21 protein-coding genes are annotated in these 19,833 nt (G+C 60.3%); 15 read left to right on the plus strand and 6 right to left on the minus strand.

The genetic code is table 11. From position 1 onward, the window contains the following. Nucleotides 1–37 precede the first annotated feature (37 nt). From ACH518_RS20845 to ACH518_RS20905, 13 genes are all read left to right on the plus strand, one after another. A complete protein-coding gene (locus ACH518_RS20845) occupies nucleotides 38–1,849 on the plus strand; it encodes a caspase family protein (RefSeq protein WP_445371486.1) in 1,812 nt (603 codons plus the stop codon). Further along, the gene (locus tag ACH518_RS20850) at nucleotides 1,850–2,527 is read left to right on the plus strand and encodes a hypothetical protein (RefSeq protein ID WP_445371487.1); all 678 of its coding nucleotides are present in this window, start codon (nucleotides 1,850–1,852) and stop codon (nucleotides 2,525–2,527) included. It abuts the gene before it with no gap. A 1-nt stretch (nucleotide 2,528) separates the two neighbouring features. After that, a complete protein-coding gene (locus tag ACH518_RS20855; protein ID WP_445371488.1) occupies nucleotides 2,529–3,728 on the plus strand; it encodes a phage tail sheath family protein in 1,200 nt (399 codons plus the stop codon). A 34-nt stretch (nucleotides 3,729–3,762) separates the two neighbouring features. Further along, nucleotides 3,763–4,194 carry a phage tail protein gene (locus ACH518_RS20860; RefSeq protein WP_140911676.1) on the plus strand — a complete coding sequence of 144 codons (432 nt, stop codon included), beginning with the start codon at nucleotides 3,763–3,765 and terminating at the stop codon, nucleotides 4,192–4,194. A gap of 12 nt (nucleotides 4,195–4,206) precedes the next feature. Beyond that, entirely contained in the window at nucleotides 4,207–5,439 is a 1,233-nt protein-coding gene (locus ACH518_RS20865; RefSeq protein ID WP_445371489.1) for a hypothetical protein, read from the plus strand. After that, complete coding sequence (locus tag ACH518_RS20870; RefSeq protein ID WP_445371490.1) at nucleotides 5,427–6,194, plus strand: CIS tube protein; 768 nt, start codon at nucleotides 5,427–5,429, stop codon at nucleotides 6,192–6,194. The genes ACH518_RS20865 and ACH518_RS20870 overlap by 13 nt, the downstream gene beginning before the upstream one ends. Before the next feature lie 2 nt (nucleotides 6,195–6,196). Further along, nucleotides 6,197–7,765 (plus strand): phage baseplate assembly protein V, encoded by a 1,569-nt coding sequence (locus ACH518_RS20875; RefSeq protein ID WP_445371491.1) that lies wholly within the window; start codon nucleotides 6,197–6,199, stop codon nucleotides 7,763–7,765. Then, the gene (locus ACH518_RS20880; protein WP_445371492.1) at nucleotides 7,762–8,100 is read left to right on the plus strand and encodes a hypothetical protein; all 339 of its coding nucleotides are present in this window, start codon (nucleotides 7,762–7,764) and stop codon (nucleotides 8,098–8,100) included. The genes ACH518_RS20875 and ACH518_RS20880 overlap by 4 nt, the downstream gene beginning before the upstream one ends. Then, on the plus strand, nucleotides 8,100–8,528 hold the full coding sequence (locus tag ACH518_RS20885; RefSeq protein WP_256610314.1) for a GPW/gp25 family protein: 429 nt from the start codon (nucleotides 8,100–8,102) through the stop codon (nucleotides 8,526–8,528). Before ACH518_RS20880 ends, ACH518_RS20885 begins: the two co-directional genes overlap by 1 nt. 2 nt (nucleotides 8,529–8,530) lie before the next feature. Continuing rightward, entirely contained in the window at nucleotides 8,531–11,143 is a 2,613-nt protein-coding gene (locus ACH518_RS20890; protein WP_445371493.1) for a baseplate J/gp47 family protein, read from the plus strand. After that, on the plus strand, nucleotides 11,124–11,672 hold the full coding sequence (locus ACH518_RS20895; protein WP_222101876.1) for a phage tail protein: 549 nt from the start codon (nucleotides 11,124–11,126) through the stop codon (nucleotides 11,670–11,672). The genes ACH518_RS20890 and ACH518_RS20895 overlap by 20 nt, the downstream gene beginning before the upstream one ends. A gap of 101 nt (nucleotides 11,673–11,773) precedes the next feature. After that, nucleotides 11,774–12,790, plus strand: a complete 1,017-nt coding sequence (locus ACH518_RS20900) for a PASTA domain-containing protein (protein ID WP_445371494.1) — start codon at nucleotides 11,774–11,776, stop codon at nucleotides 12,788–12,790. A gap of 29 nt (nucleotides 12,791–12,819) precedes the next feature. Further along, on the plus strand, nucleotides 12,820–13,404 hold the full coding sequence (locus ACH518_RS20905; RefSeq protein ID WP_445371495.1) for a hypothetical protein: 585 nt from the start codon (nucleotides 12,820–12,822) through the stop codon (nucleotides 13,402–13,404). Nucleotides 13,405–13,406: 2 nt separating this feature from the next. Here ACH518_RS20905 and ACH518_RS20910 read toward each other — a convergent pair whose 3' ends face one another. The 6 genes from ACH518_RS20910 to rpmH form a co-directional block, all read right to left on the minus strand. Continuing rightward, complete coding sequence (locus ACH518_RS20910; protein WP_445371496.1) at nucleotides 13,407–14,117, minus strand: hypothetical protein; 711 nt, start codon at nucleotides 14,115–14,117, stop codon at nucleotides 13,407–13,409. Between the two features lie 314 nt (nucleotides 14,118–14,431). Continuing rightward, complete coding sequence (mnmE, locus tag ACH518_RS20915) at nucleotides 14,432–15,772, minus strand: tRNA uridine-5-carboxymethylaminomethyl(34) synthesis GTPase MnmE (RefSeq protein ID WP_445371497.1); 1,341 nt, start codon at nucleotides 15,770–15,772, stop codon at nucleotides 14,432–14,434. Further along, entirely contained in the window at nucleotides 15,772–17,502 is a 1,731-nt protein-coding gene (gene yidC, locus ACH518_RS20920) for a membrane protein insertase YidC (protein WP_445371498.1), read from the minus strand. The genes mnmE and yidC overlap by 1 nt, the downstream gene beginning before the upstream one ends. Nucleotides 17,503–17,504: 2 nt before the next feature. Next, the gene (gene yidD / locus ACH518_RS20925; protein ID WP_140911664.1) at nucleotides 17,505–17,729 is read right to left on the minus strand and encodes a membrane protein insertion efficiency factor YidD; all 225 of its coding nucleotides are present in this window, start codon (nucleotides 17,727–17,729) and stop codon (nucleotides 17,505–17,507) included. Continuing rightward, nucleotides 17,711–18,079 (minus strand): ribonuclease P protein component, encoded by a 369-nt coding sequence (gene rnpA / locus ACH518_RS20930; RefSeq protein ID WP_445371499.1) that lies wholly within the window; start codon nucleotides 18,077–18,079, stop codon nucleotides 17,711–17,713. The genes yidD and rnpA overlap by 19 nt, the downstream gene beginning before the upstream one ends. Then, nucleotides 18,080–18,214, minus strand: a complete 135-nt coding sequence (gene rpmH / locus ACH518_RS20935; protein WP_054763660.1) for a 50S ribosomal protein L34 — start codon at nucleotides 18,212–18,214, stop codon at nucleotides 18,080–18,082. It lies immediately after the preceding gene. Between the two features lie 156 nt (nucleotides 18,215–18,370). On the opposite strand from rpmH, the gene ACH518_RS20940 reads away from it, so the two are divergent. Beyond that, nucleotides 18,371–18,763: a hypothetical protein gene (locus ACH518_RS20940; protein ID WP_445371500.1), complete on the plus strand. Its 393-nt coding sequence runs from the start codon at nucleotides 18,371–18,373 to the stop codon at nucleotides 18,761–18,763. A 55-nt stretch (nucleotides 18,764–18,818) separates the two neighbouring features. Beyond that, nucleotides 18,819–19,829, plus strand: coding sequence for an anion permease (locus ACH518_RS20945; RefSeq protein ID WP_445371501.1), 1,011 nt, complete (start codon nucleotides 18,819–18,821; stop codon nucleotides 19,827–19,829). Nucleotides 19,830–19,833 lie beyond the last annotated feature (4 nt).

Raw genomic sequence — 19,833 nt, forward strand, 5'->3', positions numbered from 1 at the left:
AGGAGAATTGAATATGCAACGGCAAAGCCAGCCTCCAATGACGACACCCTTTGCGGCAAGCGCAATCGGCCGCTTCGCTGTCTGGCTCGGCTGCGTTTTGCTGCTGACCGGCTGCGCCGGCGGCATGTCGCGCTCGGGCGGCATGCAATTGGCCGGCTGCCCGGTCAACGGCAGCCGGGTCGGCGACCCGGCGGAAGGCAGCAACCGCAGCGCCGAGGAACGGATGATCGTCGATTGCCAACTGCCCGGACTGCACATCGAAGTCGGAACCGGCATTTTCTATACCACGCCGCCGCGCCCGGCCCGTACCAGTTTATGGCAATGCCGGGCTAGCGGCGGCCAGCATGTAGCCTTCGACTCCGCCAATTTGCAGCAGGTCGCCAACGTCTGGAAAGAATGCGCGGAAGCCGGCGATAAGATTGCCCAAACCTATCTCGGCGAGTTCTACGAACGCGCCGCCGATTACGCCAATGCCGCGGTTTGGTACCGCAAAGCCGCCGAGCAGGACTATTCCCGCGCCCAAGCCAATCTGGGATTTTTACTGGAAAAAGGGTTGGGTATCGGCAAAGACCCCACTGCATCGATGGAATGGTATCGCAAAGCCGCCGGTTTACCGGCCCAAGCTCCGCCGACAAACGACAATGCCGAAACGGCCAAATTGCGAACTGAACTGGCCCAGACCAACCTATTGCTGGTTAACGCTCAAGCCGGCTTGAAGCAGCAGATGGCGGAGAAGGAAGCGCTGTCTTCGCAAATTACAAAAACAAGGGGGGTAGAGCCCAATCAGCCCGAACAGCAGCACAACCGGCAATTGCAGCAACGGATTAGCGAACTGGAACAAAAAGCCAAAGCCGACCAAGACCAAATCGCCAATTTGCAAAGCCAGATCGCCCAAACCGAAACCAAGTTGCGCGGCCAAGGCGTGGAAACCGAAACGATCGCCGCGCCCGCTGTCGGCCGCTATTTTGCGTTGGTGATCGGCATAGACGATTACACCGCGATGAATCAACTGCAAACCCCGGTCAACGACGCCAAAGCGGTGGCAGAGCTGCTGCGCGGCAAATTCGGCTTCACCTCGGTCACGCTGCTGCTGAATCAAGAGGCGACCCGCTCGCGAATCTGGCAGGCGATTTTCGACTTGCGCCAGCAAACGACCGACAACGACAACCTGCTGATTTATTACGCCGGTCACGGTCAGGAAGAAAACACGGCGGGGTTCTGGCTACCGATCGATGCCGACAAGCCGCCGCGCAGCGATACCTGGATCAGCGATTACGAAATTGCCCGCAACACCGCGCCGCAAGTGATGCGCGCCAGACACGTGCTAATCGTGGCCGACTCCTGTTTTTCCGGATCGTTACGCAATACCGCCTTGATGTCGACCCCGCAATTGACCGCCGCGACCGGCCAGCCCGGTTCGATTGTTGCACTGAAATCGTCGCTGATTTCACGCAAATACTTGACCTCGGGCGGCGACGAACCGGTGTTGGACAAGGGCCGCGGCAAACATTCGGTGTTCGCCGCTGCGTTCATCGACTTCTTGAAAAATTACAACAAGCCGGACCCGGTCTCGGCCGATGCTATTCACGACCAGATCGAAGAAACGGTTTACGACCAGTCTTCCCGGCTCGGCCATCCGCAACGGCCGTTGTACGGCCCGATTCAGGGCGCCGGCGACACTGCCGGCGAGTTTTACTTTCGGCCCAGCGGACAAACGGCCGCCAACCAAGCCGAGACAAATTGGCTTGGCACCCGGTTGCTTTCTGCCGGTGACACCGGCCTAAGTACCGGGGTTTCCGGCAATCAGTATTACAGCCGATTCAGCGCCGGCGGCCGGGGGAGATTTTAAGTGTTCGAACAAACCGACCAAAAATTATCGGCCTGGGTCGGCGCCGTCGCCGCCGGAGCCAGGATATCGTTCGAGCCGCCCGGCATCCCGGCCGCCGAACCGACCGTCGTGTTGTACCTGCTGGATTTCAGACGTCTGACTTCATCTGCGGCCGCACGCAGCCCGCAACCGCAATTGCTGTTGAACTATCTGATAACGGTGCAGGCCGCCGATCAAACCGCGGCACACCAATTATTGGGCAGCCTGGTCGCGGCAGCCGTGCAGCAAACCGAATTCGAATACGAGTTTGCGCCGCCACCGCTCGAAGTCTGGCAAGCCTTCGGTGTCAAACCTGCGCCGGCTTTTACGATCAAGGTTCCGGTCGCGCTGCCTGTGGTCGAACCAACGGTGCCGCGCATCAAAGCGCCGCCGCAGGTCAGGATGGGCCCGGTCGCGACTTTCAGCGGCCGCCTGCTCGGCCCCGGCGAGATTCCATTGGCCGACACCGACGTCGAGCTGGTGGCAGCCGGCCGTTACACCCGGACCGATGCCGCCGGCAATTTCAGCTTTGCCGGCATCGATCCGAACCAACACCGTCGCGGTTATCTGATCCGCGCCAAACGACGCGAGTTATTAGTGGAACCCGCTAATTCGACTCAAGAACCCGTAGTAATACATTTCGAGCAATTGGAGATCTGACATGGCTACCTATCTGACACCGGGCGTTTATATCGAAGAGCTCTCGACCGGATCGAATTCTATCGAAATGGTGGGATCCGAAGTCGCCGCATTCTTGGGCGTAGCACCCGCCGTGAATAAACATCTAAACGAAGCCTTCGCCTGCAACAACTGGCAACAATTCGTCCGCGAATTCACGGCCGAGGACAGCGAAAGTACCGATCTGGCCCGATCGGTATACGCCTTTTTCTGTAACGGCGGCTCGCGCTGTTATGTGGTCAATGTCGGCAAAGGCGGCTCGGTGGTCGGCGATGCCCGCAAGCGCACCGGCCTGTATTGCCTGGAACCGATCGACGAAATCGCCATCGTCGCCGCACCGGGCTATACCGACAAAACCACGCAGGAAGCCCTGAAAACCTTCTGCGAGAATCGGCAGGACGTGGTGGCGATCCTCGATGCCTCGCGCGACGCCGAAAAGAACATCGACGCGCTGAAACAGATCGGCAGCGAAGAAGCCAGCGACGCCGCGGCCAAGCCGGCCGATGCCCCGACCGTGAAAGGCTTGTTGCCGAGCGGCTCCGACCGCGGCTTCACTGCGCTCTACTTCCCCTGGGTGGTCGCCGCCGACCCGCTGAATCCCATTCAGAAAGTGGCGACGCCGCCGTCCGGCTTCATGGCCGGGATCTATGCCAAAACCGACGTCCACAAAGCGCCGGCCAACCAGGTGCTGAACGGCGCGCTGGGTTTGACCTACATGCTGACCCACCAGGAACAAGGCGAATTGAACCGGCTCGGCGTCAATTGCATCCGCTCGTTTCCGACTTCCGGCATCCGGGTTTGGGGCGCCCGCACTTTGAGTTCGCGCAGCGAGTGGCGCTACGTCAACGTCCGCCGCTTGTTCAACTCGGTCGAAGAATCCCTGGCCAAAGGCACGCTGTGGACCGTGTTCGAACCCAACGAACGCATTCTGTGGAACTCGGTGGTGCGCAACGTCTCGGCTTTTCTGACCCGCTTGTGGCGTAGCGGCGCCTTGAAGGGCGCAACGCCGGAGCAGGCCTTCTTCGTCAAATGCGACGCGGAAACCAATCCGCAGGAAGTCATCGACGCAGGCCAACTGATCATCGAAATCGGCATCGCGCCGGTGAAACCGGCCGAATTCATCATCTTCCGCATCGGGCAATGGGCCGGCGCGACGCCGGTAGAACCGCAAAACGCGGCATAGATCAATCAGCGACCAAGCAACCAGGAGAACGACCATGGCAGAAGCGGAAATTTACCGAAATTACAATTTCATCCTCGAATGGGGCGGCCAGAACGGCGCTTATTTCACCGAAATCGACGGCCTCAGCATCGACGTCGAGACCATCGATTACCGGGAAGGCGGCGCCGCACCGGCGGTACGCAAACTGGAAGGCCGGGTTGCCTACGGCAACGTGGTGTTGCGTTGGGGCGTTTCCGACAATAAAGACGTCTGGAATTGGTTGATGCAATCGACGCGCGGCAAGGCCGACCGTCGGGAAATATCGATCATTTTGCTGAAGCCTTACGGCCAGGCCGAGGAAGCCACCCGCTGGAACCTGCACAACGCCTGGCCCTGCAAATGGAAAGGCGCCCGGCTGGAATCGCTGGGCCAGGGCGTGGCGATTCAGACCCTGGAAATAGCCCACGAAGGCCTGGAACAACGCTAAGCGGGAACGGCTATGGGACGCACGCTGCTGATGAACCTGGGACACTGGCTGCAAAGCTGGGGCAATCGTTTAGTCGAGCGCTACCAGACCGTCAATCCGGCCGGCGACCTTGCCGAAGCAGAGGATGGGGCAGCGCCTGTAGCAGGCTCATCCGCCAGGGTACCGCCGCCGCACTGGGTGGCTTTGGTCCAAGCCGAGGCGCCTTGGCTGCTGGAAGACTACGTTTGGCCGGAGACCGGGGCTTATCGAACCGCGACCGAGCCAAGCGCCGCGACCCGCACCGGCCGCCCAGGAAACGAACCGGAGCCGAGCCGCCGAGCGCCCGCCGCCCAAGCTCGAGCAGCGAATACGCCGGCGCCGGCAGTAGCCGCCTCGCCGTTAGCCGGCGGTCAACCCGTGCCGGAAACCACTACCGCGAGGCACCACAGCCAAGCCCAGCCAGTGCCCTCGCCTGCCAAGCTCTGGCTGCGCCGTAACAGTAAGGTCAAGCCGACACTCCCCGACCAAACCAGCAACACCCAGCAGTCCGCACGGCCCAGTGCAACTATCGAACCCAGCGTTGGCCCCTCCCGGCGAGCTGAAACACCGCGCACCGACCCGCCGGCCCGAGCCACGCCGATTTCAACCGAAATGGGTTCGGCAAAGCCCGCGTCGGCTGCCGCGACTCGGCGCCGGATCGAAAACCACCCGGCGCCTGCGGCTGCATACCGCAAGCAACAGCAAACAGCTCGTCATCGGTTCGAAGTGAAACCAGCGCCGCGGCCTGCCACGATCGAATCGGAATCGGCGCCGCGTGCCCGGCAATTTGCCGGCCAAACTGAAGCGGACCGGCAAAATCCGCCGGCCGCTAGCCGGCGTCTGATTGCGCTGGCTCAAGTACCGGCAAGGCCGCAGCAAACCGCCCCGATCCAGGGCAACGCCACCCGCTCGGCCGACCCGATCGCAGTTTCCCACAACAGGCCGCCCGCAACCCAGCCGTTGCTTGGCGCGGTTCCGGCCAAGCCGACGCTACCAACCGAATCGCAGCCGGCCAAACCGGAAAACTGGCAGCGGCAAAACTGGCCGCAATTGCCCGACGAATCGGCGGACCAATTCGCGCAGCGCTGCCAACACTGGCCGGAACTGCCGGATCAATTTTCGGAATCCGCCGCCCAAACCCAACGCCCAGTCGAGCCGATGGCCCGCGAACTGGAACGTAACCGCCGGCTGGCGCAGGAACAACGGGGGCTGACATGGAACGAGTAGCCTTCGTACTGGAACACAGCGGCGAACAGTTACGCTGCCTGTTGAACCCGGAAACGCTGGTGATGCGGCGCAAGGCCGGTATCCAGCCCCGGCAGTCCTCGGCCGCAATCCTGACCGGCCACGGCCTGGCCGACGATTGCTATATCCAGACCGGCGGCGGCACTACCGTTTTGGAGCTGGATCTGCTGTTTGATATCAATATCGCCGGCTCGTCGATCGGCAGCGAAGACGTGCGCGACCTGACCCGGCCGTTCTGGAATCTGGCCGAGAACAACGCCAAAACCGGTGGCAGCGGCCAGGTCCCGGTCTGCCGTTTCGTCTGGGGCAAAAGCTGGAACATTCCCGGCGTGGTCACCGCCGTCGCCGAACGACTGGAACATTTCAACCAGGACGGCGTCCCGCAGCGTTCCTGGCTGCGGATGCGGCTGCTGCGGGTCAACGAACCGCCGATGCCGACCGACGCCGATTTTCCCGAAGCGATGGCTATCGAAAATTTCACTTACCCCGGTAACGCGCCGCTCCCGGCCGGCGGTTTGCAACACATGATTGCCGCAGCCGAAACCGAACTGGCGGAGGCCGATACTGCCGCCGACAATAGCAGCAGCGATCGCCCCGACCTGTTGTCGTTCCAATATCTCGGCGATCCGGGCCGCTGGCGGGAGTTGTTTGCCAACACCCTCGTTGCCGACCCGTTAAACATTGCCTCCGGGACCGTGCTGGAAATCGGCCCGGCCGCCCCTGCCGCAGAGCCATAGCCATGGAAGCGCTGCTAAACCCGCCGCAACTGCAGATCGAATTGGCCGGCAAGCCGTTGGCAGCCGGCGACGCCCAATATCTGACCGAACTGCAAGTCAGCGAACGCCTGTCCTTGCCCAGCCAATGCGAACTGGCGTTTCAGGGCCTGCCGGATTTGCTCGGCGAGCTGGCCTCGCTCGCGGACGGCGCCGAGTTGATTGTTCGGACCGGTCCGGGCCGCTGCCTGTTTCACGGCAAGGTCAGCGCACTGGAATACGAATTCGCGCCGGGCAACAATCTAGGCTTGCGCATCCGCGCTTACGACCGGCTACACAGCTTGCGCCAGCGCCAGGCGCCGCGCTCCTATGTCGATTTGACCGTCACCGAATTGGCCGCGACCTTGGTCGGCGATCTGGATATCGCGGTCGCAGCCGACGAAACCGGGCCGATCTGGCGGCTGATCATGCAACACGAGCAATCCGATCTGGAATTACTGGCCGAATTCGCCGAACGCGCCGGTCTGTATTTCCATTTGCGCGATTCGGTGTTGCAGTTCACCAGTCTGGCCGGCCAGCCCGGCAACGCGGTGTTAACCCTGGGCGAAAATCTGTTCGAAGCCAGAATCGAAGCCAATAGCGGCAAAAGCCGGCAAGCAGTGACCAATCTGGCCTGGGACCCGTGGCAGGCCGCCGCCCGCACCGGCCGGGCCGATACCGCCCGCTGCGGCCGCCGCTTGGCCGCCGACGCCGCTTTTCACGCCGATTCGGCGCCGGAATTCACGTCGACCGACGACAGCGTGCAGGACGACAACCAGGCCGAAGCTTACGCCCAGGCGCAACTGGACCACAGAACGGCCGCCGAAACCGTGTTTTGGGGTATCGCCGCCGGCAATCCCGAGCTGATGCCCGGTGTGGCAATCAAGCTCGACGGCTTGCCCGGACCGGTAAACGGCCAATACGTGCTCAGCGCGGTGACTCACCGCTTCGATAGCCGCCAGGGCTACGTCTGCGAACTGGATTCCGCACCGCCACCGCTGCGGCCGCGCAAACGCGCCAGTTTGGCTACGGTCGGCGTCGTCACCAGGGTCGACGATCCGGACGGCCTGGGCCGGGTCAAGGCCATGCTGCCCTCTTACGGCGAACTGGAAACCGACTGGATCGAAGTCGCCTGTGCCGGCGCCGGCAAAGGCAAAGGTCTGCTGCTGCTGCCGAATCTGGGCGACAAAGTGCTGTTGGCGCTGATCCGGGAAGACCCGGCCCAGGCCATCGTCATCGGCGGCTTGTACGGCGATAGCCCGCTGCCGGACGACGCCGTGGTCGATGCCGACATCGGCCGCTATTTTCTGGCCACGCCGGGCGGCCAACGCATCAGCCTGGACGATGCCGAGCGCTCGATCCGGCTGCAAACCCAATCCGGCCAACAGGTGGAACTGCAGCCGGACAAGATCCGCCTGCAACTGGATTCCGGCAGTTTTTTCGAACTGGCCGATAACGGCACCCGGCTGCATGCCGAGGCCGATCTGGAGATCGAGGCGCCGGGGCGCACCATCACGATTCGCGGCCGGGCCATTAATTTCGAGCAGAAATCATGAAACTGTTAACCGAAGACGCCACGCTGGTTTGCGCCCACGAGCTGGGTTTGGTCGGTATTGTCCCGACCCAGACGTTTGTCACCGTCAACGGCCGCCGCCTGTTGGTCGAGACCAATCCGGAGCAACGGCCGATCGTCGGCTGCCCGAATGCCGGCCCGGCGATCAAACCCTGTACCTCGACCTTGGCGGTGAAGCACGGTTATTCGAGCTGGATCAGAATCGGCGGCAAACGGGTTTGCCTGGACATTGTGACCGGCCTGACCGACGGCACCCCGCCGGGCACCGTGCTATATAAAGTACGCCAGCCGGGCCAATATTTTGTGGAGGAACGCTAATGCCCAGCACAGCCAGATTCCGGGCCTGGAGTTTTGCCCACCCCGATTTTCTGCATCCCGACGCGCCGGCCGGTCTGGAAATCTCGGCCGGCGGCGGCATCCGCATGGTCAGCGAGGATTTGTCGGTACGCCAGGCGATCCTGATGCTGTTGACCACGGTGCCCGGCGAGCGGGTCATGCGTCCCGACTACGGTTGCAGTCTGGATAAACTGGCCTTCATGCCCAACGACGCCACCACCCACGGTCTGGCGATCCATTTCGTGCGCCAGGCCCTGGAACGCTGGGAACGGCGCATCGAAATCCTGAAACTGGACGCCGGCAGCAATCCGGACGACCCGACCCGAATCGACATTGTTCTGGATTACCGGGTGCGGCGGACGCTAGGCCGCGACCAACTACTATTTGGCTACCCACTCGTGGCAGGTTAATCATGACTTACTTGACGCCGCCCAACCTCGACGACCGCCGCTTCGCCGATTTGCTACAGGAAGCCCGCGACCGCATTCGCCAGCAATGCCCGGAATGGACCGATCTGAGTCCGAGCGATCCGGGCATGGTGCTGCTGGAAGCCTTTGCCCATCTGACCGAGGTGATGATCTACCGCTTGAACCGCTTGCCGGAAAAAGCCTATATCGAGTTCCTGAACCTGATCGGCGTGCGCTTGCAACCGCCCGCCGCCGCGGTCACCAAATTGGTGTTTTCGATTCCGAAACCATTGGGCCACGCCGTGGAAATCCCGAAAGGCGTAAGGGTGACCTTGGGCCGCGCCGGCTCGGGCCGGGAACCGCCGATCTTCACCACCAGCGAGGCGGTAACGATTCCGGCCGGCAGTACCAGCGCCGAAAGCATTGCCTACCACTGCGACTGGGTGCGCGGCGAACTGGCCGGCAAGAGCAACGGCCAACCGGGATTTTTCGTCAACGCCAAACGGCCGCCCATCGTCGCGCCTAACCGCGACGGCCTGGATCTGGTGGTGGGGGTGGAGGCCGGAGCGGACGAAATCGAAGACCATACCTCGGCGCTGGAATACGAAGGTAAGTCCTACATCGTCTGGCGCGAAGCCGAGAACTTCGCCAATCCGGGTTCGGACGGCAGAATCTATCTGGTCGACCGCCTGACCGGGAAAATCGTGTTTACCCCGGCGCTGAGGCTGCCCGATCCGGCCGGCGGCATGACGCCGTTGCAAACCCTGGCGCAAATCCCGGCGGCCGGCCGCGAAATCCGGCTTTGGTACCGGCGCGGCGGCGGCGCCGAAGGCAATCTGGCGGCAAATACGCTGAACACATTGAAAGATCCGCTCGTCGGCGTTGCGGTGACCAACCCGGAACCGGCCGCCGGCGGCAAAGCCGCCGAAACCCTGGAAAACGCGCTGATCCGCGGCCCTCAGCAAATCCACTCGCTGGAACGAGTGGTCACGGCCCGCGATTACGCGCTGTTGGCGGTGCATTGCTCCGGTGCCGCCAACCGGGCCAAAGCCTTTACCCGCGCCGACATCTGGAGCCACGCCAGACCCGGTACCGTCGAAGTCCTGATCGTGCCCAACCTGCCGGCGCCGGACGACTACAGCGCGCCGCTGACCGCCGAACAACTCTACGCTTTGGAAAGCGAAGAAGCCCGGCTGCGAATTGAAAACGCGCTGGCGGAACGCCGGCCGCTGGGCACCGAATGTCAGGTCAGTTGGGCGCGCTACAAAAACGTCACGGTGCGGGCGCAGATCGTCACCCACCGCGAAGAAGACCTGCTGCAATTGAAACAGCGCTTGTTACGCAAACTCTACCGCGGCATCAATCCGATCGAAGCCAACTCGGCGCAACCCTGGCCCTTCGGCCAACCGTTACGGGTGTTCGACGTCTACAAAATCCTCGGCGACGACCCCGGCGTCAAATCGGTCAACAATGTCCGGCTCTCGGTGCAACACGCGCCGAACGCCAATGTCGCCGCCCTGTGCGCCGACGCTTTCCAGAGCAAAACCTGGTACACGGCAACCCCGGCCGGGCTGTTCCGCTCATCGAACGACGGCGACGGCTGGGAATTGATCGAGCGGTTTGTCGGCGAAAAAATCGACGCGATCAAGGCCTGGCCGAAACAGGCCGGCGCCGATCCAAAACATGCCGGCTTGCTGGCGATCAGCTCGCGCCTGCTCGACAGCGACGGCGTCAGCCGGGTCAGAGTCTCGCTCGACTGCGGCGAAAGCTGGCTGGATTACGCGCAAACCAATTTTCTGGTCGAAGACATGGCCTGGATCGAGCGCGACGCCAAACTGGCGCTGCTGCTGGCCACCGAGAAAGGCCTGTTCGAACTCGGCGTGCCGTGGGACCCGGCGGCGGGCCCGAAACCGGTGCAGTTCGATGCCGAGGACAACGAAATCCCGTTATACGCGGTTGCGGTCGCGGCCGACGCCTCCGGCTTGGTCAGCGTCGCGCTGGCTGCCGGCAATAACCGCGGCATTTACCTGTCCAACAACGGCGGCCGTCCCGGCAGCTTCAGCGCCATCGGCTTGAAAGGTGAGCTGGTCCGGCTGCTTGCGGTGCAAAACCAGGGCGGACACAGTTATTTATGGGCCGGCATCGGCGCACCGGGCACCGACCCCGGCAAAGGCTGCTTCCGCTGGCGACTGACCGGCACCAGCGATAACAACGAGGGCTGGAAAGGCTTTCAGGCCGGCTGGCAAGCCGGCAGTTGCAACGGCCTCGCTTTCGTCGGCGAAGAGGTATTCGCCGCCAGCCAACGCCTGGGCGTATTGAGCCTGAACACCAATTCCGCCGCGCCCGCCTGGAAAGCGCCCGACGCCAAATGCGGCTTGCCGGTGCGCGATGTCGGCCGGTTCCAGGCCGTCGATGCGATTGCCGCCGCTCCGGCCGGCAAAGCGCTATTGCTGTGCGGCGGCGTCGAAGGGCTTTATCTGCGCGGCGCGGCCGGCGATTACCGCAATTGCTCGGCGGACAGGTTTCCGGACATCGTCACCGTGCCGTGCAATTGGTTGCTGTGTTCCGCCGCGCACGAACTCGAAGTGGTCAGCGAAGATGAAACGCCAAGCGATTGAACGCCTGTTGCCGGGCATATTCCAGCGCGGCCTGACGCCGCAATCGCCGCTGTTCGCGATTCTGGAGATTATGGAAGCGCTACACGCGCCGGCCGAAGCGATTCTGGAAAACGTCGAAACCCGTTTCAACCCGTATCTGGCCGACGAGCGTTTCGTGCCGATGCTGGCGGCCTGGGTCGATCTGGACCGGCTGTCGCCCTTATCCGGCGCCGGCCGCCCGAACGGCGCGCCGCCGATTTCCACCGGCATCGAGCGCTTGCGCGAACTGATCGCGTCGGCCACCTTGCTGTCGAAGTGGCGCGGGACCGCCTACGGCCTGAAATTATTTTTACAAACCGCCACCGGCGACGCCGGTTTCGAGCTGAGAGAAAACGCCACGGCCGACGGTGCCGCCCGGCCGTTCCATTTGTGCGTGTTGGTGCCGGAACGGCTGCGGCCGCACCGCGGCTTGATCGAACGGATCGTGGACCAGGAAAAGCCGGCTTACGCGACCAGCGAGGTTTGTTTTGTGGCCGATGGCGGAACTTGAACCCGCTATCCGGGCAACTCGGTCGAAGCGGCTGGTAGCGCCGACAGCGGCGGCTAACCAGCCGGTATTCGTTTTATTTAACGTCACAGGAGATAACTACAATGACCGCAATCGTCAGTATCAAACAAGCGTCAGACAAGGTAAGTTGCGATAGCAACGGCAACGGCAATTGCAAGTTTTTCGTCACCAACGCCTACACTGACCGGCAATTGCTGCTCAAAGCCCGGATCGTCACCGGCAGCGGCACGGATGAAAAATGGATCTCGTCGATCCAGGCCGGCGCCAACGCCAAACCGACCGGCGGTGCGATTTCAAACGAATGGAAGCTGGCGCCGAGCGCCACCGAGGAAATATCGGTCAATTTTCAAGTCCCCAAATCGGTTGCCGACGGCAAATATCCGTTCCACTTGCAGGTGTTCTCGGTGGATAGGCCGGACGACGACTTCAAGGACGGCGAACCGGTTTATCTGCAAATCCAGGACGCAGTGGCGCCGCCGCCCCCACCCAAACCATTCCCCTGGTGGATTCTGGTGTTGGCGTTGGTGGTGCTGTTGACCATAGGCGTCGCGGTTTGGTTGATGATGAAGCCCGACGACACCGGCCCGGTGGTCGAGAAAGCCAAAGTTCCGGATTTAAAAGGCATGATCTGGGACGAAGCTCAGCAACGCCTGAAGCAGGCCGGCTTGAGTAAATTCGAAACCAGCTTCAAATTCGACCCGAGCAAACGCGATCCGATCGTGCTGGATCAATCTCCGTCTGCCGGTTCAGCGGCCGAAGCGGAAACGACGGTGTCGGTGGTGTTGAGCTTTCCCGGCATCGCCGTGCCGGACCTGAGAGGTAAAACGCTGCTGGCCGCCGCACAAACCCTATCCAACAGCAATCTGGTGTTGGGCGAAGCCAACTCGCAACCCACTAACGCCCAGCCGGAACAAACGGTCATCGAGCAAAACCCTGCTCCCGGCCAAGCCGTGGATAAAGGTACTCCGATCAAGCTGACCGTGGCAACCACGCCGACCCGGCCGGTGATTATCTGGGACCGCGATTTGACCAAGTTGATGACCAGACAACAACAAATCTTCAAAGTCATGCCGCGCGGCATTGAACCGGCGGAACAGTAATCACAGATTGAAATTCGGAGATTCGATCAATGGAGCAAAACAAAGGCGTGATCATCGGCTTGGTTTTATTGCTATGCCTGTTTGCGCTGGCGTTGGCTTTGGGGTTCCGTCCCCGAGCCAACGACAAACCGGCCGACGCCCGCAGCCGAAACCAAGAGGCCTCGCGTTTAAGTAAGGATAGTTGGCTGAGCGCGATGGACGACCTGCTGGCGCCGCTGGCGCCGGCAGTCAAGCCGGCCGAAATTCACCCGTTGGATAACGATTGCCGGCGCGACGGCGATACATTGTCGCTCAGCGCCAATGAGTCCTGCCTGATCAAAATCGACCCGGCCACAGCTGAACGCAGAACCTTGAACCTGCGCGGATCCGACAATTACCAGTTGCTGATTCCGGTCGCCGCCGGAGAGGCTTGTCCGCAAAATTCGGCGCCGGTCCGGGTCCGGGTCAGATTCGAATTGAACGACACCGATTCGAAGTGGGAAGAACCGCTATGTTGGAAACCGGCCCGCAAGCCGCAGCATTTCAAAGCGCCGGTGCTGACCAAAGGCGCCAATTTGAGACTGAGCTGCGAAACCTGCGGCGATGGGCAAACCGCGCGCTTAACCTTGGAATAAGCTCAGGCCAGCGCCCGATCCACCCGCAAGGCCTTGACGATGGCCGGTAGCGAGCCGATCAGCAACACCAGGCTCCAGATCGCGCCCAACACGCCGATCACCAGGGCCGCGATACAGTCGGTGATGCTGACCAGAAAACCCGGCACCAGACCGTGCAGGAAAGTGACCAGGATATTCGCCAGCAAGGCCGTCAGCGTCAACAGCACCAAGCCCTTGTTCTGCAGAAACTGCTGCTGGGCCGCGACCAAAAATCCGCAAAAACCCAGCTTCAACAGCATGATCAGCGCCAGGGTGGAGGCCGCCGCGGCCTTGGCAAAATCGGCGAATCCGGCGAAATACAGCGCGGTGCCGAACGGCACCGCCAACAGCAACGACACCATGACCCCTAACAAGGCGATGGCGGCCATAATCATGCCGATCGACGCGATCAGACTGATTAAGCCGACGATGAAAGTCACGATGCCTTGGATGCGGCCGTGGATGCGTTCCGGTACCAGCAGCGACACGCCGATCAAGCCCACCGTGTACAGCAACAGCCCGTCGACCAGGGCCAGGTAGGGAATCCCCAAACCCGGCCGCGGCAGATCGCCCGGACTTTTCTGGCCGCTCGGCGCGGCGAAATCCAGAAACGAAGCGCCGATGTCGATCAAAAACGCCAGCGCCAACAGCACCAGCGCGACGGCAAAAAACGGCTTTCTCATGGTGTCCAACATAGCGGTACCTCGTTAGCGGCTGCGCCCATTCGCGTAAGACCGATACTACACCGAAATGGCCGAATTCGCCGACAGTGTTTAGTAGGCCCGACCGGGCGGGTATTGCGTAGGCGCTATGAGGCGGTCGTGGGAAGGAAACTGAAGTATTCGAGCGGATTCGAAAATTAGTGTCTGAATATGGGCCAAGTTTTCCAAGCCAGTTTCGTAGACGTGTGGATTCATAAAATAAACTTGAGTAACTTTGGCCTAGGGCCGAGCGACGGCGATACCCAGCTTTAATGGCTTCCAGGCCTAACAGACTGGAATTAAATCGATTACTTCCCGATACAAAAACTGGAAAAAATCTCGCCCAACAGGTCGTCGGAGGTGAATTCTCCGGTGATTGCGGACAAGCTGGTTTGGGCTTGGCGCAGTTCTTCGGCGACCAGTTCGTGGGCCTGGTGCTGCAATTGGTCGGCGGCGTTTTCTACGGCTTGGGCGGCCTGTTGTAGGGCTTGAATATGGCGGGCTCTGGCCACGTAAACGTTATCCGCGCCTTCGCTGAAGCCCATGCTCAGCTTCAGATGGTGTTTCAACAAATCCAACCCCTGGCCTTGTTTGACCGACAGATGAATCGCGGTTCCTTGCGGGGTTTGTTCGATTCGGGCCTGGCCGCCGACCAAGTCGATTTTGTTGAACACTTTGGTGACGGCGATTCCGGCCGGCAAATCGGCATCGCTGCCAGTACAGTCTGTGTCGCTGCTGTCGATCAACAACAACACCCGATCCGCCCTGGCGATTTCCTGGCGGGCGCGGCGGATGCCCTCCTGCTCGACCGGATTGTCGCTGTCGCGCAGACCCGCGGTATCGATCACGTGCAGCGGCATGCCGTCCAGTTGAATCCGCTCGCGTAACACGTCGCGGGTGGTGCCGGCGATGTCGGTGACGATGGCCGCGTCGTGGCCGGCCAAGGCATTCAATAAACTGGACTTGCCGGCGTTGGGTTTGCCGGCCAAGACCACGGTCATGCCGTCGTGCAGCAGCCGGCCCTGTTCGGCGCTACGGCGGATTTCGCCGATCTGTGTTTGCAGGCGCGCGATCCGGCCGGCGACGACGCCGTCGCCGAGAAAATCGATTTCTTCGTCGACGAAATCGATCGCCGCTTCGATGAACACGCGCAGCTCGATCAATTCGTCGATCAACTGGTTAATTTTTTCGGAAAACACGCCCTGCAGCGATCTCTGAGCCGAGCGCACGGCCTGTTCGGTGCTGCTGGTGATCAAATCGGCAATCGCTTCGGCCTGGGCCAGATCGATTTTGTCGTTCAAAAAGGCGCGGCGGCTGAACTCTCCCGGCTCGGCTAATCTGGCGCCCAACGCCAATACCCGGCGCAACAGCATATCCAACACGACGCTGCCGCCGTGGCCTTGCAGTTCGACGACGTCTTCGCCGGTAAAAGAAGCGGGGGCGCGGAAATACAACAGCAGTCCGCTGTCGATGGCGCGGCCATCGGCTTCCAGGAAGGATACGAATTGGGCGAAGCGGGGTTTGGGGAGGGCTTTGCCGGTCAGGTGGCCGGCGATGCCGGGCGCGGCGGGCCCGGAGATGCGGATCACGCCGACGCCGCCGTTACCCGGCGGCGTGGCGATGGCGGCTATGGTGTCGCCGTCAAGCATTAAGGGACAACACTATGCTTGTGGGCATCCTCTTCAAGCACGTGCTTGGTGATGTACCACTGCTGGATGATCGACAAGCTGTTATTGCAAATCCAGTACAGTACCAAACCGGACGGGAAGAACAGGAAGAACACGGTGAACACGATCGGGAACATTTTCATGACCTGCGCTTGCAGCGGATCGATCGGCGCCGGGTTCAGGCTTTGCTGGATCTTCATCGTGATGCCGTACAAAATCGGCAACAGGTAGAACGGGTCTTGCGCCGACAAATCCTGAATCCACAGGGCAAAGTCGGCCTGACGCACTTCGACGGTTTCGATCAATACCCAGTACAGCGAAATGAACACCGGAATCTGCACCAGGATCGGTAAACAGCCGCCGAGCGGGTTGACCTTCTCCTTTTTGTACATCGCCATCATTTCGGTATTGAACTTCTGGCGGTCGTCGGCGTAACGCTCTTGCAAGTCTTTCAGCCGCGGCTGAATCTTGCGCATTTTTGCCATCGACTGGAAGCTGGCTTTGGACAGCTTGAAGAACAAGGCCTTGATGACGAAAGTCACGCCCAAAATCGCCACGCCCCAGTTGCCGACGAAACCGTAGATCTGGTTCAGCAACCAATAAATACCTTTGGCAATCGGCGTCAACCAGCTGTAATCGACGGTCAATTCCAGTCCGGGAGCCAAAGCTTCCATCACCGGCTGGATTTTCGGGCCGGCAAACAATTGGCTGGTGAACGCAGCTTCACCGTTGGCGGGCACGCTTAAATCCGGCGACAGGGAACCGACTTGATAGCGGGTATCCTCTAAATCGTTGGTGTAAAACTGGGCGTCCTGGTCGGCGGGAGGAATCCAGGCTGCGGCAAAGTAATGTTGGATCATGCCGCTCCAACCGCTTTTGCTGTGAACGTTATCTTTGGCCTTGACGTCGTATTTGTCGTCGGCCATGTCTTCGAATTTGATTTTTTGGAACTTGTCTTTCTCGGTGTAAACCACGCCGCCGGAGAAGGTTCTGATGAAGCTGTTGTTGCTTTTGTCGCTGTACAGCTTTCTTAGCAATTGATTGTATTGTTTACCCGACCAATCCTGCGCTGAACGATTGCTGACCTTTTGTTCCAGACCAATCGCATAATCACCGCGTTTGAAGGTATAGGTTTTGGTCACGGTCAGGCCTTGCTGGTTGGTCCAGGTCAGCGGAATCCGCAATTCATCCTGGCCTTCGGCCAATTGGTATTCGTTCTTTTCGGCACTGAACACGCTGCGGTGGTCCGGAGCTGCGGCGGAATTGGCATTGGCGATCAAGCCGCTTTGCGCCAGATAAAGGCTTTCCGGATTGCTGTCGAACAGGCGGATCGGGTTGAGATTTTTTTCCGGCGGGGTCATGCCGATCAGAGCATAGGCCTTGTCGACCACGGTGTTGACTTTTTCGTGGGGGTACTTGAGCAGATCGAGATTGCGTAATGTGCCGCCTTGGGTATCGATCTCCAGCTCGAAAACATCGGTTTTGACTTTGATGACTTTATCGGCAGGCGCTTGGACAACGGCTGGATTTGCGGGGCCTTGCCCGGAAGCGGCTGTCTGTCCGGATGAGGCGACCGTTGCGTCTCCAGCGATCACGGGCGTTTCGGAAATAATCGCTTGCGGCTTCGGGCCATAATCGATCTGCCAAGACTCCCACAACATGTAGGAGATCATCAACATCGCCATGACCAAGACAAATCTTATGTTATCCATTGTTATTTACTCAATTTTTCCGGAACAGGATCAATGCCGCCCTCGTGAAAAGGGTGGCATTTCAATAATCGGCGAAGCGTGAGGTAAGAGCCTTTGAAAGCACCATGCAGTTGGATTGCTTCTAAGCCATAACTTGAACAGCTGGGATAAAAACGGCATCTCGGCCCCAGCAAAGGACTTATGAAGTATTTGTAAAACTTGATCAGGGTTATGAGCAGGAATCGCATCGCTCTACCAGTTTTAGCCAATGCCTTTCCAATGACTTCCTCAATATGGGCGAGGCTGCGTTAGCCGCGTCGCCCCGCGCCAAAACTACAATATCTATGCCGACGATATGTTGCCGCTGTAATCTGAAACTTTCCCTGGCAGCCCTTTTTATGCGATTCCGTGCGACTGCTTTTTTTATCGTTTTTTTGGCGATCGCCAGGCCCAAACGTGAATGGGCCAGGCAATTGCTTACTGCCAATACCGTAAAATACCTGTCGGTCGATTTTACCGGGTTAGCGAATACTCTTTTATACTCAGTGGGCGTCCCTAGCCGATACTGATCGGGAAAGCCAAAACTTTCCGCCGACAATTAAACCGTCAACGAAGCGCGGCCTTTGGCTCTGCGCGCGTTAATTACTTTACGACCGCCGACGGTAGCCATGCGAGCACGGAAACCGTGGGTTCTGACGCGTTTGATTTTGCTGGGTTGATATGTTCTTTTCATAAGGTACTGCCCTGATTGATAACGGATAAAAAGGCTGCGAATCATACGTGAAGCGGCGCGCAACTGTCAATTCGACTTACCCGATTCCAAATTGGTGCGAAATCGGCTAATCTCTGGCCCACTTCCGCCGAGTCGGACATATTCAGGAGAAATGACATGCAAAAACTATCGCTTAAATCGGCACTAACAACCGTATTGCTGGTTTCCGGCTGCGCGACGACGACAGGCTGGACGCCGACCGTGGACACCTACAACGACAGAAACGCTTACCGATTGAACCAGGACATGCAGGAATGTCAACAGTTGGCAGCGCAATCGGCAAGCACCTACAAGGATACCGCAATCGGCGCCGGCGTCGGCGGCCTGATCGGCGCAGCCGGCGGTGCGGCGATCGGCGCTGCAACCGGTAACGCCGCCAGAGGGGCTGCGGTCGGCGCAGCCGCAGGCGGTATCGGCGGCGCAGCCCAGCAAGGCATCCATTCCAACGACAGCTACAAGAACGCTTACCGCAACTGCTTGCGGCAGCGCGGCCACAACGTCATCAACTAATTAACCGGGCTTGCCACCTACGTTGGAGGGCTTACTACCGCTTATCGTTGTTGCCGTGGGAATCGTACTGGTGTTCGACTATACCAACGGCTTCCACGACGCCTCCAATATCATTGCCGGAGTCATCGCTTCCCGGGCGATGACTCCACTTCAAGCCGTAATGGTCGTAGCCAGCTGCGAGTTTCTCGGACCGTTGCTGGGCGGCTCGGCCGTGGCCAACACGCTGGGCAGCATGATCGATCTTTCGCATATTCCCAAGCGCCAAGCCTTGCCCATCGTCATCTCCGGTGTGTTTGCCGCCGTGGCCTGGAACTTGTTCACCTGGTGGCGCGGCTTGCCTTCGTCCTCGTCCCACGCTTTGGTGGGCGGACTGATAGGCGCGGTAGTGGTTTCGGCCGGCACCGAACCGGTTTACTGGGGATTTGCGGAACTCCGCCGCGGGGAATTCGACGGTTTCAGTAAAGTCTTGCTCGCCTTGTGCTTGTCGCCGCTATTGGGCTTTGCAGCCGGTTTCGTGTTGCAGCGGCTGACCCTGTTTTTGCTACGCGCGGCCCATCCCCGCATCAACAAACGCCTGCAACAAAGCCAATGGCTAACCGCCGCGGCACTGGCCTTCGCCCACGGCAGCAACGACGCTCAGAAAAGCATGGGCATTTTGACGCTGATTCTACTGCTCGGCGGCGTTATCGACAGCTTTCGGGTACCGATGTGGGTGATCTTGCTCTGTGCCGGCGCGATGACGGCCGGCACGCTGACCGGCGGTTGGCGCATCGTCCGCACCCTGGGGTTCTCGATCTACAAGATTCGGCCGATTCACGCTCTGAACTCGCAACTAAGCGCCTGCTGCGCCATATTCGCCGGCTCGTTCTGCGGCGCGCCGGTCTCCACCACCCACGTCGTCGCAGCGTCGATCATGGGCATAGGCGCCTCGGAGCGGCCGCGCACCGTACATTGGAGCAAAGCTTGGGAGATACTGGAAACCTGGCTGATCACGATACCCGGTTCGGCGCTGATTGCCGCCTTGAGTTTTCAGTTGATCGATCGTCTGTGCGAATTAGCCCTTTAGACCG

It is taken from the genome of Methylomonas sp. HW2-6 (assembly GCF_052474525.1).

What these genes read in the sequence shown, in the direction of transcription:
- yidD (WP_140911664.1), bottom strand. Translation starts at nt 17,729, where the DNA reads ATGCGATTCCTGCTCATAACCCTGATCAAGTTTTACAAATACTTCATA.
- ACH518_RS20870 (WP_445371490.1), top strand. Translation starts at nt 5,427, where the DNA reads ATGGAACGAGTAGCCTTCGTACTGGAACACAGCGGCGAACAGTTACGC.
- ACH518_RS20865 (WP_445371489.1), top strand. Translation starts at nt 4,207, where the DNA reads ATGGGACGCACGCTGCTGATGAACCTGGGACACTGGCTGCAAAGCTGG.
- ACH518_RS20880 (WP_445371492.1), top strand. Translation starts at nt 7,762, where the DNA reads ATGAAACTGTTAACCGAAGACGCCACGCTGGTTTGCGCCCACGAGCTG.
- ACH518_RS20890 (WP_445371493.1), top strand. Translation starts at nt 8,531, where the DNA reads ATGACTTACTTGACGCCGCCCAACCTCGACGACCGCCGCTTCGCCGAT.
- mnmE (WP_445371497.1), bottom strand. Translation starts at nt 15,772, where the DNA reads ATGCTTGACGGCGACACCATAGCCGCCATCGCCACGCCGCCGGGTAAC.
- ACH518_RS20900 (WP_445371494.1), top strand. Translation starts at nt 11,774, where the DNA reads ATGACCGCAATCGTCAGTATCAAACAAGCGTCAGACAAGGTAAGTTGC.
- ACH518_RS20875 (WP_445371491.1), top strand. Translation starts at nt 6,197, where the DNA reads ATGGAAGCGCTGCTAAACCCGCCGCAACTGCAGATCGAATTGGCCGGC.
- ACH518_RS20910 (WP_445371496.1), bottom strand. Translation starts at nt 14,117, where the DNA reads ATGTTGGACACCATGAGAAAGCCGTTTTTTGCCGTCGCGCTGGTGCTG.
- ACH518_RS20860 (WP_140911676.1), top strand. Translation starts at nt 3,763, where the DNA reads ATGGCAGAAGCGGAAATTTACCGAAATTACAATTTCATCCTCGAATGG.
- yidC (WP_445371498.1), bottom strand. Translation starts at nt 17,502, where the DNA reads ATGGATAACATAAGATTTGTCTTGGTCATGGCGATGTTGATGATCTCC.
- ACH518_RS20895 (WP_222101876.1), top strand. Translation starts at nt 11,124, where the DNA reads ATGAAACGCCAAGCGATTGAACGCCTGTTGCCGGGCATATTCCAGCGC.
- ACH518_RS20885 (WP_256610314.1), top strand. Translation starts at nt 8,100, where the DNA reads ATGCCCAGCACAGCCAGATTCCGGGCCTGGAGTTTTGCCCACCCCGAT.
- ACH518_RS20905 (WP_445371495.1), top strand. Translation starts at nt 12,820, where the DNA reads ATGGAGCAAAACAAAGGCGTGATCATCGGCTTGGTTTTATTGCTATGC.
- ACH518_RS20940 (WP_445371500.1), top strand. Translation starts at nt 18,371, where the DNA reads ATGCAAAAACTATCGCTTAAATCGGCACTAACAACCGTATTGCTGGTT.
- ACH518_RS20855 (WP_445371488.1), top strand. Translation starts at nt 2,529, where the DNA reads ATGGCTACCTATCTGACACCGGGCGTTTATATCGAAGAGCTCTCGACC.
- ACH518_RS20845 (WP_445371486.1), top strand. Translation starts at nt 38, where the DNA reads ATGACGACACCCTTTGCGGCAAGCGCAATCGGCCGCTTCGCTGTCTGG.
- rpmH (WP_054763660.1), bottom strand. Translation starts at nt 18,214, where the DNA reads ATGAAAAGAACATATCAACCCAGCAAAATCAAACGCGTCAGAACCCAC.